13 protein-coding genes and 1 pseudogene are annotated in these 13,230 nt (G+C 53.1%); 3 read left to right on the plus strand and 11 right to left on the minus strand.

Features of this window, described 5'->3' with window-relative positions; all coding sequences use genetic code 11:
• Positions 1-38 precede the first annotated feature (38 nt).
• Together J3P34_RS22485 and J3P34_RS20040 are read right to left on the minus strand one after the other, a co-directional pair.
• Positions 39-869: pseudogene (locus J3P34_RS22485) on the minus strand (carboxypeptidase-like regulatory domain-containing protein); the annotation flags it as partial.
• Positions 850-1,581, minus strand: coding sequence for a hypothetical protein (locus tag J3P34_RS20040; protein ID WP_210490422.1), 732 nt, complete (start codon positions 1,579-1,581; stop codon positions 850-852). The gene J3P34_RS20040 and the pseudogene J3P34_RS22485, both read right to left, overlap by 20 nt.
• 403 nt (positions 1,582-1,984) lie before the next feature.
• Here J3P34_RS20040 and J3P34_RS20045 point away from each other — a divergent pair, with 403 nt between their 5' ends.
• Positions 1,985-2,560 carry a DUF3109 family protein gene (locus tag J3P34_RS20045; RefSeq protein ID WP_210490423.1) on the plus strand — a complete coding sequence of 192 codons (576 nt, stop codon included), beginning with the start codon at positions 1,985-1,987 and terminating at the stop codon, positions 2,558-2,560.
• Positions 2,561-2,754: 194 nt separating this feature from the next.
• On the opposite strand, the gene accC is transcribed toward J3P34_RS20045, so the two are convergent.
• From accC to J3P34_RS20090, 9 genes are all read right to left on the minus strand, one after another.
• Positions 2,755-4,098, minus strand: coding sequence for an acetyl-CoA carboxylase biotin carboxylase subunit (gene accC / locus J3P34_RS20050; protein ID WP_210464450.1), 1,344 nt, complete (start codon positions 4,096-4,098; stop codon positions 2,755-2,757).
• A gap of 161 nt (positions 4,099-4,259) precedes the next feature.
• Positions 4,260-4,754: an acetyl-CoA carboxylase biotin carboxyl carrier protein gene (gene accB / locus J3P34_RS20055; protein WP_210490424.1), complete on the minus strand. Its 495-nt coding sequence runs from the start codon at positions 4,752-4,754 to the stop codon at positions 4,260-4,262.
• Positions 4,755-4,758: 4 nt separating this feature from the next.
• Positions 4,759-5,322 (minus strand): elongation factor P, encoded by a 564-nt coding sequence (gene efp / locus J3P34_RS20060; RefSeq protein ID WP_210464454.1) that lies wholly within the window; start codon positions 5,320-5,322, stop codon positions 4,759-4,761.
• 123 nt (positions 5,323-5,445) lie between these two features.
• Positions 5,446-6,444, minus strand: a complete 999-nt coding sequence (locus J3P34_RS20065; RefSeq protein ID WP_210464456.1) for a beta-ketoacyl-ACP synthase III — start codon at positions 6,442-6,444, stop codon at positions 5,446-5,448.
• A gap of 36 nt (positions 6,445-6,480) precedes the next feature.
• Positions 6,481-7,422: a phosphate acyltransferase PlsX gene (plsX, locus tag J3P34_RS20070; protein ID WP_210464458.1), complete on the minus strand. Its 942-nt coding sequence runs from the start codon at positions 7,420-7,422 to the stop codon at positions 6,481-6,483.
• A gap of 64 nt (positions 7,423-7,486) precedes the next feature.
• Positions 7,487-7,681 carry a 50S ribosomal protein L32 gene (rpmF, locus tag J3P34_RS20075; protein ID WP_062544815.1) on the minus strand — a complete coding sequence of 65 codons (195 nt, stop codon included), beginning with the start codon at positions 7,679-7,681 and terminating at the stop codon, positions 7,487-7,489.
• Positions 7,682-7,713: 32 nt separating this feature from the next.
• Positions 7,714-8,274: a YceD family protein gene (locus J3P34_RS22180; protein ID WP_210490425.1), complete on the minus strand. Its 561-nt coding sequence runs from the start codon at positions 8,272-8,274 to the stop codon at positions 7,714-7,716.
• Positions 8,275-8,593: 319 nt separating this feature from the next.
• The gene (gene pdxA, locus J3P34_RS20085; RefSeq protein WP_210490427.1) at positions 8,594-9,601 is read right to left on the minus strand and encodes a 4-hydroxythreonine-4-phosphate dehydrogenase PdxA; all 1,008 of its coding nucleotides are present in this window, start codon (positions 9,599-9,601) and stop codon (positions 8,594-8,596) included.
• Positions 9,602-11,041 carry a leucyl aminopeptidase family protein gene (locus J3P34_RS20090; protein ID WP_210490428.1) on the minus strand — a complete coding sequence of 480 codons (1,440 nt, stop codon included), beginning with the start codon at positions 11,039-11,041 and terminating at the stop codon, positions 9,602-9,604.
• 54 nt (positions 11,042-11,095) lie between these two features.
• On the opposite strand from J3P34_RS20090, the gene rsmA reads away from it, so the two are divergent.
• Positions 11,096-11,878, plus strand: a complete 783-nt coding sequence (rsmA, locus tag J3P34_RS20095; RefSeq protein WP_210490429.1) for a 16S rRNA (adenine(1518)-N(6)/adenine(1519)-N(6))-dimethyltransferase RsmA — start codon at positions 11,096-11,098, stop codon at positions 11,876-11,878.
• Positions 11,868-13,220: a magnesium transporter gene (gene mgtE, locus J3P34_RS20100; protein WP_210490430.1), complete on the plus strand. Its 1,353-nt coding sequence runs from the start codon at positions 11,868-11,870 to the stop codon at positions 13,218-13,220. The genes rsmA and mgtE overlap by 11 nt, the downstream gene beginning before the upstream one ends.
• Positions 13,221-13,230 lie beyond the last annotated feature (10 nt).

The following is a 13,230-nucleotide window of genomic DNA, read 5'->3' on the forward strand; positions in this document are numbered from 1 at the left end:
GCCACGTTGCGGTCCTTCTCGGCCTCTACCAAGACTTCTTTCAAGGACCGAACGTCTTCCTCCACCTCAATGTCCAGCTTGCCGTCTGAATAAAGGGCAATGCGGCGTTTGGAGTTCTTGATCCCGATGCCCCTGATGAGCAACTCGTGCTGGCCCACGGGCAGGGTGAGGGAGAAATAACCGTACTGGTCAGAGGTGGTGGCCAGCAGCGGCGACTGAATGTACACCGAGGCCCCGATAATGGGCTCCCCGGATTTGGCGTCGCGGAGGTGACCGGCCAGGTTGGCGTTTCCGGCGGAGTTTTCGCGTTTTACCCCAATTTCATAGAGCTTGGCCTCTGATACTGCTTTCTTCCGGGTGGTTTCCCCGGCTACGTAGGGCTTATTGCCGGCACCAGTAGAAGCCAGGCTTTGGCTTGCGTTCCCAGGTGAGACATCCCTTCTGAAAAAGTCCTCGGGCAAGTTGGCTATAAACTCTTTGCCTTGGGTCAAGAGCACATGACCCTCGTTCGTGATCGCGAACATAAGGTTGGTGCCGGCCACCGCTTGTTCCATGATGCTTTTCAGCGGCTTCTGCGAGGCCTGCAACGTAACCGTGAAGCTGTCTACCGCGGCCGGCTCAAAATAGAAGCGGTACTTGCTCTGGGCTTCCACTGCCTTGATCAGATCCTGGAAAGGAGCCTGTTTCAGGTCTAGCGTTAATAGCGTTTCTGAGCTGGTTTGGGCACTACACACCGTTCTCCCGGTGAAGAGCAGTACCAGAAGTAAAAAAGCTAAGCGGTAAAAGTGATTCATATTTGCGGCAAAGGAGGGGGATAAGGTGCCAAAGGAAAATGGATTGGGCTTCATGTTACTTCTGGAGGGCGTCATACTGCATCACAAGGGCCAGCAAGGCGGCTTTCTGTGCCTTACGGAAGTTGAGTTTCCGGGCGCGGGCATACTTCTTCAGTTCTTTCTTCTGGTCCCCAAATACCTTGTACACCGACTTTCCGCTGCTGACCTGGTGATAGGCGTCGCCCTTCTTCACAAAGAATTTGTCTTCTTCATCATAATGCTCCACCTCTTTCATGTCTTCAATGGCATAGGTTTTCAGCTTTATCCTTTTGGCCAGCAATTGGGTGTTGCCGGCGTAGAGCACATCATAGAAACCGGTGGGCATGGAATGGTCACTGGCAGAGTCTGGTGCTGTGTAGCGCACAAACGTATGCCGACCCAACATAAAGGCGTCTACCTTTTCTTTGATCAGTTTCTGAAGCAAAAAGCCATTGGAGACAATCACCAACTCGTCCAGGACCAGATCATGCAGCATGGGCACGTCATGGTACCAGGAGCCATCATAGAGCACGCTGCCCGGGGCTTTCTGGTCCTGCAGGAAGAACTGGTGCCCCACGCGGTTCACCTTGCGGTAATCCACGTACTCAGGGCCGTTCAACAGGTGTGACTCGGATTTGGTGGCCTGCTGGTAGAGGCTGATGGGGTAACTGGCTTGATTTGGCTGGGTGGGGTAGCCTGAAGGGGCAGTTTGGGACCATCCGTGAAAGGTAACAGAGAAAAGAAGGAGCACCAGAAGAAGTAGCTTCACCTTCAGTTTATGCGGTAAGACAGGGGGCATCAAAAAGGATCTATATATGAATTCCCAATCTATCACTTTTAAACCACAATATCATCTTAGTTTAGTTAAATGATAGATGATTGTCATGCCCGTTGTGAAATCCATCAGCCTGTTCAATGAATTGGAATAAAACCGTAAAAAAGAAGGGTATTTTCTTCTGTATTGCACCATCTTTTGCTGCCTTTCATTCGCCTGAATAGTTCAAATTTAGGTTAAGGGATGGGCAGGAAGAAGGGGCCAATTCTGCTTTTGGCCTATTTACTTGAAAACTTGCCCGAAACGGCTGTCTGGCAGGGGTTCAATATTCCTATTCCCTTTTTGCCCCCGAACTTAAATAGCGGTACTTTTGTCTTTCTGCTGTAAGAATTAGCTCATGATTGTACTACAAAATACCGTTCTCTCAGATGACCTCAAAGACAGGTTCTTTGTCTGTAATCTGGAGAAGTGCAAAGGCGCCTGCTGCGTGGAAGGTGACCTGGGCGCCCCCCTTGATAAAGACGAACTGCCCATTTTAGCCGAAGCCTACGAACATGTAAAACCCTATATGTCCCTGGAGGGCATTAAAGCGGTGGATGAGCAAGGCCTGTTTGTGGAAGACTTTGAAGGCGACTACAGCACCCCTACCATCGGGGACCGGGAGTGCGCCTATGCCATCTACGATGATAACTTCACCCTCAAATGCGCGATTGAACAGGCGTACCTTGACGGGAAAATCTCCTGGAAGAAACCCATTTCCTGCCACCTGTACCCCATCAGAATCACCAAGTACGATGGCTTTGAGGCGCTGAACTACGATCGCTGGGAAATCTGCAACCCGGCCTGTTCCTTCGGGCAGGAGTTGGGCGTGCCGGTGTACAAGTTCCTGCGCGAGCCCCTGATCCGGAAGTACGGAGAGGAATGGTTCAACGAACTGGATAAGATGGTAGCCAAAGAGGCCCTGGCAAAATAAGGAAATAAATACGTTTAGAGGCTCGTATTTTAAAAACAGCCCTGAAACAAAAGAAAGGCCTCATCTGCGCACAAGCAGGGGAGGCCTTTTTATAGGACTTACAATTGTGGCACCGTTATACAGTGGTGGCCTAAAAACAGAAAAGCAGCCTAAGTGAGGCTGCTTTTCTGTTTTATACTTTGGTGAAGTACTTTCTAAACGTTAGCGAAATCGTAGGTGTCCAGGTAGCTGGTGGTGAAATCGCCTTCGTTGAAGTTCTTGTCATCCATCATGGCTATGTGGAACGGAATGGTGGTTTTCACGCCTTCAATCACGAACTCGCTCAATGCCCGCTTCATCTTCACAATGGCTTCTTCCCGTGTCTGCGCACTCACGATCAGCTTCGCGATCATGGAGTCATAGTTGGCTGGGATGGTGTAACCCGCATACACGTGCGTGTCTACACGTACACCGTGACCGCCTGGGATGTGCAGTACGTTGATCTTGCCCGGGCTAGGACGGAAACCTGCCTTAGGATCCTCGGCGTTGATGCGGCACTCAATAGCGTGCATCTGTGGATAGTAGTTCTTTCCAGAGATTGGAATACCGGCGGCTACCTTGATCTGTTCCTTGATCAGGTCATAGTTCACTACTTCCTCGGTGATGGGGTGCTCCACCTGAATACGGGTGTTCATCTCCATGAAGTAGAAATCCTTGTGCTTGTCAACCAGGAACTCAATGGTACCCACGCCTTCGTAGTTGATGGCTTTGGCGCCGGCGATGGCGGCCTGACCCATTCTTTCGCGCAACTCGTCAGAGATGAACGGCGATGGGGTTTCCTCAATCAGTTTCTGGTGACGGCGCTGGATGCTGCAATCCCGCTCAGACAGGTGGCAAACGGCCCCGTACTGGTCACCCACAATCTGGATCTCAATATGGCGCGGCTCTTCCACGAATTTCTCCAGGTACATGCCATCGTTGCCGAAAGCGGCTTTGGCTTCCTGGCGGGCATCGTTCCAGGCCTTGTCAAACTCATCGGCAGATTTGATGATCCGCATACCGCGTCCACCGCCACCCGCCGTGGCTTTGATGATTACCGGATATTTGATTTTAGCGGCCAGTTTCTTGCCTTGCTCAGCAGAAGACAACAGTCCGTCTGAACCAGGAATGGTAGGCACGCCGGCTTTCTTCATGAACTCCTTCGCCGATGACTTGTCGCCCATGGAGTTGATCATCTCCGGGGAGGCCCCGATGAACTTGATACCGTTTTCGGCACAGATTCTGGAAAACTCGGCATTTTCAGAAAGGAAACCGTAGCCTGGGTGAATAGCATCGGCGTTGGTAATCTCCGCGGCCGCGATCAGGTTGGGGATGTTGAGGTAAGACTGGGAAGAAGGAGCAGGCCCGATACACACCGCTTCATCCGCGAAGCGCACGTGCAGGCTTTCCTTATCGGCGGTAGAATAAACAGCTACCGTTTTTATTCCCATTTCTTTACAAGTCCGGATAACCCTCAGCGCAATCTCGCCACGGTTGGCAATCAGTATTTTTTTGAACATGTAGTTTAATGTGCTAATGGATAAATGTGCTAATGTGCTAATGGCTCAAAAAATAATGTGCTGATAAACCAATCAAAGGAAGGAGGGAGGTTTAAGTCAAACTTAAAGGATTCCGTCCGTACCATTCAATCAGCACATCAGCACATTAAAGAATTAGCACATTAGCTAGGATCTACCAAGAACAACGGCTGGTCGTACTCAACCGGGCTGGCGTTGTCTACCAGTACTTTTACAATGCGGCCAGAAACCTCAGATTCAATCTCGTTGAAGAGTTTCATGGCTTCAATGATACAGATCACCTGGCCTTTTTTCACCTCGTCACCTACGTTCACAAACGCCGGAGACTCTGGATTGGCAGAGCGGTACAGCGTGCCGATCATAGGGGCTTTGATGGTAATGTATTTGCTCGTGTCATCTGCGGCGGGCTGAGCCGGAGCGGCGGGGGCAGCAGGTGCGGCCGCTGGAAGCGGAGCAGGAGCAGGCAAGTGCGGGGCAGGGGCCGGAGCGGCTGCGGGAGCACCTCCTTGCACAAATTTTACTTTCTGGCTCGCCTCGCGTTCTACTGAGATTTTAAACTCTTCTGTCTCAATGTCAACTTTGTTCAGGCCCGATTTCGCGATGAAATCAATCAGTTCTTGGATTTCCTTTGCTTTCATAGTTTTATTTTACTCGTTCGGCGTAGGTATAGGTACGCGTGTCTACCTTGATTTTTTCGTCTTGCCCAATAAACAAGGGAACCGAGATAGTCGCACCTGTTTCTACAGTGGCTGGTTTAGAGGCGTTGGTAGCGGTGTCTCCTTTGATGCCGGGTTCTGTATACGTAATTGTGAGCTCTACATACGTAGGAAGTTCGGCAGTGAGCGGAGTTTCGGTCTCAGCGTGGAACAGGATGGTTACTTCCTGGCCTTCTTTCATCAGGTCAGCGAAGGGCACCATCTTCTCGTCCAGAGATACCTGCTCAAAGGTATTCATGTCCATGAAGTTGTAGCCGTAGTCATCTTTGAAGATGAACTGGTGCGGGCGCTGCTCCACGCGGGCCGTGGTTACTTTCACACCGGCCGTGAAGGTGTTGTCCACCACTTTGCCGGTTTTAATGTTCTTTAGTTTAGTACGCACGAAGGCTGGACCTTTGCCGGGTTTCACGTGCTGAAACTCAGTGATGAGCCAGAGGTCACCGTTAAATTCAATGCAAAGCCCGTTGCGGAAATCAGCGGTAGTTGCCATAGTTAGTAGTGTGTTTCGGTTTAAGATGCCAGCGGGTTTTTCCCGGCCGGACATAAAAAAATTCGGCCAAAGATAGCCGAATTTTTTGATCTATTTTAGAAAAGTGCCTTAAAAACGAGGGGATTACTTGGGGTCATAAGCCCACTTGAGGTAAATAGATCCCCAGGTGAAACCACCGCCAAAAGCGGCCAGAATCACGTTATCGCCCTTTTTGAGTTGGTTCTCATACTCCCACAGGCACAAAGGAATGGTGCCGCTGGTGGTATTGCCATATTTCTGGATGTTGAGCATCACTTTCTCAGAGCCTACGCCCATGCGGTTGGCAGTGGCGTCAATGATACGTTTGTTGGCCTGGTGGGGCACCAGCCAGGCAATGTCGTCGGCGGTGAGATTGTTGCGCTCCATGATCTCGGCAGACACATCGGCCATGCCTTTCACCGCGAACTTGAACACCTGCTGGCCTTCCTGGAAAGCGTAGTGCTCTCTTCTGGCCAGGGTCTCAGCGGTGGCCGGGCGGCGGGAGCCACCGGCTTTCATGTGCAGGAACTGAGCACCGGTTCCGTCAGACTTCAGGATGCTGTCCTGTACACCCAATCCTTCGGTGTTGGGCTCCAGCATCACCGCTCCTCCGCCATCCCCGAAGATGATGCAGGTGGCGCGGTCTGTGTAGTCCACAATGGCCGACATTTTATCGGCCCCCACGATGATGACTTTTTTGTATTTGCCGGTCTCCACGAACTGCGCACCGGTAGCCAGCGCGAAAAGGAACCCGGAGCAGGCAGCCTGCAGGTCATAGCCAAATGCGTTCACGGCACCCACCTCGGCGCAGATGATGTTGGCCGTAGCCGGGAACACCATGTCTGGAGTAGTGGTGGCGCAGATAAGCAGGTCTACTTCCTCTGGCTTGGTGTTGGTTTTCTTAAGGAGGTCCAGAACCGCCGGAATAGCAATGGCCGAGGTGCCCTGGTCTTCGCCCTTCAGGATGCGTCTTTCTTTGATTCCCGTGCGGCTAACAATCCATTCGTCGTTGGTTTCTACCATGGTCTCCAACTCCTGGTTGGTTAACACGTACTCGGGGGCATATCCGCTCACACCGGTGATCGCGGCGGTAATTTTGCTCATATCGTTCTGAAGGAAAGTCTGGTGAAGGGGCGCACCTTAGGCGCTAAAGTGTTTCTTGAATTTTTCCGAAATATGGGACTCGGCCATTTTGTTGGCCAGGTGCAGCATATTGCAGATAGCGGTAGGGCTGGAGACGCCGTGGCCAATGACCGCGTTACCGTTAACGCCCAAGATGGGGCTGCCGCCTACCGCCTCATAGTTGAAGCGATCAAAAAATGGATCAGAGATTTTTTTCTCCTGCAGAATGTCAAAAATAGACTCTGCCATTTTGAGGAGAACGTTACCGGTGAACCCGTCACACACAATGACATCGGCCTTGTCGTTGAACAGGTCGCGTCCTTCAATGTTACCGATAAAGTTGATGGAGGTGTTTTCTTTGAGGAGTTTGTAAGTGGGTTGGGTCACCATGGTGCCCTTGCCTTCCTCTTCGCCCAGGTTCATGAGGCCCACGCGGGGCTTCTTGATGTCCAGGAGGTTTTTTGCGCAGATAGACCCAATTTCACCAAACTGCTCCAGAATCTCGGGTTTGCAGTCGGCAATGGCGCCTACGTCCAGCATGACGCCGTACCCGCCCGTGAGTTTGGGCACGAAGCTGGCCAAAGCTGGCCTTAAAATTCCTTCTACCTGCTTCACGCTGAAGACGGCGCCCACCAGCATGGCTCCGGTATTTCCGGCGCTGCAGAATGCATCTACCTTCTTGGAAGCCAGCATGCCGTAACCTACCGCAATGCTGGAGTCTGGTTTCTGGGTGAGGGCTTTGGTAGGGTGTTCACCCATCCCAATGACCTGGGATGCGTGAACAACCTTTACTCTGGAACCTTTGTAGCCGTGCTTTTGCAGGAGTGAATGGATAATATCTTCGTCTCCAATGAGGAAAATCTCAACCTTATCCGTCAAAGTCTCAGCCGCTAAAAGTGCGCCTTCTACAACTGCTTCGGGAGCGAAGTCGCCACCCATTGCATCCAGAGCTATTTTCATGTAAAGCGTGTTTCGTAAATTATCCTACAAGTAACTAAAATAAAGCCTGTCTAGGCAAGCTTTACTAGGCAACAGAGGTATAATTTTTGATGGCCACTTTTCCGTTGTGGTACAGGTCGCCGTCCACTACGTAGGCTCTGTGGTATTGGTGCACCTCACCGGTGTTAGGGCAGATAGAAATCGCTTTTGGAGTGATTTTGTCGTGCGTTCTTCTCTTATCTCTTCTGGTTTTGGAGATTTTTCGCTTAGGATGTGCCATCTCAGGTAATTATTACAAAATTGGTTATAAACTTATTTTAACTTTTTAAGGGCGGCGAAGCGCGGGTCTACAGGACCGTCCTCGTCATCGTCATCATTGCCGTCCTCATCGTCTTCGTCAGAGCCGGTAGAGTAGATCAGCAGGCCTTCTGCCTCTGGGTCGTCCTCGCGCTCCTGGTCTTCTTCTATAAACCTGGGGGCCAGTTTCTTCATGGGTATCGCCAGGCCAATGTAATCATACAAATGCTGGGCGATGTTGAGGTACTGGGTGTCTGGGGTAATCTGCAGCACGTTCACATCCAGTTCCAGGTCTTCCGGGCCGTAGCGCACGAGCAGCGTCTGCTCCACTTCCAACAGATGCTCAAATTCCTCCAAGCTCCGGTCGCAGGTCAGGCGAACCGTTCCTTTGATGTGGAAATCGAACTGCAAAAGAAGCTCCGACTTATGCAGCACCACCTCTGCCTTCAAGTTGCCGCCCAGGATCAATTCCTGCTCAAACAACTCAAAGAAGCGGTCATCCAACTCAAACTCGTAGCTGTGGCTTTTGTTGCCAAGCTTCACAAGGTTGATATCGTATTTCTTAATCTCCTTCACGTTGCCTCTTTTTTTGCAAGTCGCAAAATTAGCAAGAATATCTGAATTATAAAATACAAATGCCTTTTTTGCACTGGTTAATAAATAGCCCTTTCCGGCGTGTCTTGGGGAAAACAGCACATAATCAGGAGTAGTTCATTGTGAGCGAGATACCTTTGGGTACCTGTCGTTTTCTGGTCTTCCTTCCCGTAATACGGCCATTATCTGTAAAGGTCCAACCTCAAAGGCTGTTCTGGGCCCATTGCAAGAAAGCGTTTCAGAGCTGCTTTACGCAAAACAGCCCCGAAACGCTTTCTGGTCTCTCTTATAAAACAGGTGCCTACACTCCGGACCGGGCCCGCAGGATGTCAATGGCGGCGAATAGGGCCTCGCGGAACGAGGTCTCATCAGCGCGGTTCTGCCCGGCGATGTCATAGGCGGTGCCGTGGTCAGGGGAGGTGCGCACAATGGGCAACCCGGCCGTGAAGTTCACGCCGCGATCAAAGGCCAACGTCTTGAACGGGATAAGCCCTTGGTCATGGTAAAGCGCCAAGGTGGCATCAAACTTCTGGTAGCTGCGCGTCCCGAAGAAGCCATCGGCGGGGAAGGGGCCGAACACCAGGTTGCCTTTGTTCTTCAGCTGCTCAATGACCGGTATCACGATCTCCGTTTCCTCGGTGCCCAGCAGGCCGTTCTCACCAGCATGTGGGTTAAGGCCCAGTACCGCGATGCGGGGTTTCTGGATGCCGAAGTCCCGGCGCAGGGAGTTGTCCAGGATGGAGAGCTTGCGGATGAGCAGTTCCGGGGTAATCTGGTTTGCGACTTCCTTCAAAGGTAAATGCCCGGTCACGGTGGCCACCCTGAACCCATCTGCTACGAGGAACATAAGGCTCTCCGGCGCGTCAAAGTAGGTAGTGAAGAACTCGGTATGGCCTGGGAACTCGAAGCCTTCTCCCTGGGTGTTGTCTTTGTCAATAGGGGCCGTCACTACCGCCTGGATGTGACCGTCTTTCAGGTCCTGGGCGGCACGCAGCAGCGCCGCGCGGGCCAATGCACCAGTGGCCGCCGTAGGAGTGCCAGGCGTGAAGTCAATCTCTTCCTCCACGCAGTTGAGCACGCTGGTCTTTTTAGGGTGCAGCTGGTCAAAAGCCTGGATGGTCTGAAAATTGAAGTTCTCAAGCCCTAGCAGCTTGCGGTACTTGTTCACCGCCGAGGCGGTGCCATATATAATAGGTGTGCAGTAATGCAGCACCCGGTTATCAGAAAGGGTTTTCAGTACAACTTCTGGCCCGATGCCGCTGATATCTCCTATGGTAATCCCTATGCGGGGCTTGGTCTTTTGCTCCATTTATAAAGCAGTGGCTTGTGAGGTGAGGAAATGGTACAGCAACCGAACGCTGCTGCCCGTGGCGTGTTTGCCGCGGTAAGAGTCTGGGCTCAGTAGGTAGGCCGTGCCGGCGATGTCCAGGTGAACCCAGGGGTAATTGGTGAAGAACTCCAGGAACTTGCCCGCCGAGATGGCGCCTGCTTCGGCTCCGCCGATGTTCTTGAGGTCCGCGATATCAGATTTCAGGTGCTCCTGGTACTCTTCCCAAAGCGGCAACTCCACCAGGCGTTCATGGGCTGCCTCGCCAGCCAGTTTCAGGTCTGTTTTAATGAGATCATCGGCAGTACCCATCATCACAATGCCCTCACGGCCCACGGCGCGGGCAGCGGCTCCGGTGAGGGTGGCAATGTCAATCACCAAAGCAGGGTTGTAGCGTTTGGCAAAATGCAGGGCATCGGCTAGGATAAGGCGGCCTTCGGCATCGGTGTTCAGCACTTCCACGGTATGGCCGCTGTGCATGGTGATCACATCGCCCGGGGCGAAGCCTTTGCCGCTGATGAGGTTATCGGTGGCCGGGATTAACCCGATCACGTGCAGCGGTACTTTGTTCTGGGCCAGGGCGTACAGGGTTCCGGCCACGGCCGCGGCGCCGGACATATCGGATTTCATGTAATCCATGGAGTTGGGCGTGGGCTTGAGGCTCAGGCCGCCGGTATCGTAGACTACGCCTTTGCCCACCAGGATCACCGGTTGGGCGTTGGTGGCGTTCTCCGGTTTCCACTCCAGGATGTTGAAGGTAGGCGACTCGTCAGAAGCCTGGCTTACGCTCAATAATCCACCCATTTTCAGGGATTGGATCTGCACCAGGTCAAGCACCTCCATCTCTACCCCGGAACCGTCCAGCATCTCCTGGATCTGCTCGCTCAACAGGGTAGGAGTCTGCATGTTGGGCGGGGTGTTGATGAGGTCGCGGGTTCTGTAGACTGCCTCCAAAAGGTGGGACAGTTCCGTTACCTGGGTCTGCGACACGCCTACGCCCGTGATTGTCACCGTCTGCAAGGTAGGAGGGGTGGCTTTCTGGGTTTTGTATCGTTGGAAAGCATAGTTGCTCAGGACAAGGCCCTCGGCCACAAAAAGGGACGCCTCGCCGTCGGCACCGTCCAGCAGCACCACGTGGTCCACTTTGTCGGCCTGCAGGCGCTGGTGCAGGGCGTTGCCGGCCTTGCGCAAGGCTTCCTGGGTCTCGGTGCCTTTGCGTTTGGGCTCGGTGACAACCAGGTACAGCTGGTGCGTGAATTTATTGATGCCCACCAGGGTGCTTTTCAGCTCCAGCTGGCGGTGAATATAAGTCAGCTCATCGGCGGAGAAAAGTTCCTCGGGGAGATGCTCGCGGCCCGGTACCAGTACGGCGGTGCTGGTATTCGCGGGTAATGTTGCAGCGTAGGTCAGTTCTGTGCGCATAAGATGTGTATCTTTGAGCTGCAATATAGCCTTAACAAACGGAAACCAAAACCAGTGAAGCCCGTCCAGCCCAAGAAACACCTGGGTCAGCATTTCCTTACTGACCTCAATATCGCCCAGAACATAGTGGAGGCGCTGCGCCTGCCCAACGGGGTACAGGAAGTGCTGGAAGTGGGTCCCGGCATGGGCGTTTTGACCCAGTTTTTGGTAAACCACCCCGAATACAGGACCACCATTGTGGACATTGATCGGGAGTCCATCGCCTGGCTCAACGAGCATTACCCGCAACTGGAGGGCCGCGTGCTTTTCGCCGATTTTTTGAAAACCGACCTCAAAACGCTGTTCAGCGGGCCATTCGCGGTCATCGGGAATTTCCCTTACAACATCTCCAGCCAGATCTTCTTCAAGGTGTTGGACCACCGCGATCAGGTGCCCGAGGTAGTGGGCATGATCCAGAAAGAGGTGGCAGAGCGCATCGCGGCGCCTCACGGCTCCAAGACCTACGGCATCATGAGCGTGCTGCTGCAGGCATTCTACACCATTGAGTACCTGTTCACGGTGCACGAGCACGTGTTCAACCCGCCGCCTAAAGTGAAAAGCGCTGTGGTGCGGCTCACCCGCAATGAGGTGGCTCAACTTCCGTGTGACGAGAAACTGTTCTTCAAAGTGGTGAAGACCAGCTTTGCCACCCGCCGCAAAACCCTCCGGAACTGCCTTAAACCGTTTAACCTGCCCGCCGAGGTTGCCCAGGATACCCTGTTTGACAAGCGCGCCGAGCAGCTTTCCGTGAATGATTTTATCAACCTGACCCTTCTGATCCAGCAGCATGCAGTCTGAAATCACCCGTGAGTTTATTGATCAGATAGAGGACGCCATTGAGCGCCGCGATGGCGAGTTCATTCTCTCCAACATGGAGGAGATGTACGCCGTGGACATCACCACCGTGCTCTATGAACTCAACACAGAGCAGAGCAAGTACGTAATGGACGTGCTACCCGCCGAGGTGGGCGCCGAGATCCTCAGCGACCTGGACTCTGACGTGCGCACCAATTTCCTCAAGAACTTCACCATTGAGGAGATTGCCCGCTACATTGGCGAGATGGACTCAGATGACGCCGTGGATTTGCTCAACGAGCAGCCCGTGCAGCGCAAAGAAGAGATCATCGCCCTGCTGGAAGACCAGGAGCACGTAGCGGATATTATTGAGCTCCTCCATTATGACGAGGACTGCGCCGGCGGTCTCATGGCCAAGGAGTTGATCAAGGTCAATCTGAACTGGCGGGTAGGGCAGTGCATTGAGGAAATCCGCCGGCAGGCCGAGGAAGTGGAGAAAGTCTACGCCATTTACGTGGTGGACGACCGCGACAAACTGGTGGGCCGCCTGGGCATGAAAACCTTGCTGCTCTCCAATGACCACACGCCCATTTCCCAGATCTACGACGCCGATGTGATTTCCATTGAGTCTTACAAAGATGAGCAGGAAGTGGCCGCCGTCATGCAGAAATATGACCTGGACGCCATTCCGGTGGTGAACATCCAGGGCCGCCTGTTGGGCCGCATCACCATTGATGACGTGCTGGATGTGATCCAGGAGCAGGCCGAGTTGAGCCGCCAGCTCATGACGGGTATCACCGAGAACATTGAGGAAGACGACAGCGTGTTCCGCTTGTCCCGTGCGCGCTTGCCTTGGCTCATGGTGGGTATGGTAGGCGGCTTGCTGGGCGCCCGGTTCATCGGGCTTTTTGAGGGCGATATTTCCATTATTCCGGCGCTGGCCATGTTCACGCCGCTCATCACCGCCACCGGAGGAAACGTGGGTATCCAGTCTTCGTCCATCATCATCCAGACGCTCGCGAACAAAACCATCCTCTTTGATAATTTTACTTCCCGGATTGTGAAGGTGCTGTTAGTGGCCATCATCAACGGGCTGGTCATGTCAAGTTTGGTGTTTGGGTTCAATGTGCTCCTAGGGGTGCAACTCACCTTGTCGGTAGTGGTGGCAGTGGCCTTGTTCAGCGTGGTGCTGCTTGCCTCGTTCATGGGTACGGTGACCCCGATGATCCTGGATAAATACGGCGTCAACCCCGCTGTGGCCGCTGGTCCCTTTATCACTACCGCCAATGACCTGCTGGGCCTAGCGGTGTATTTCTTAGTGGCGCATTTGCTGCTCAACCTTTAAACTTCATTAA

It is taken from the genome of Rufibacter aurantiacus (assembly GCF_017916345.1).
Lineage (GTDB): Bacteria > Bacteroidota > Bacteroidia > Cytophagales > Hymenobacteraceae > Nibribacter > Nibribacter roseolus.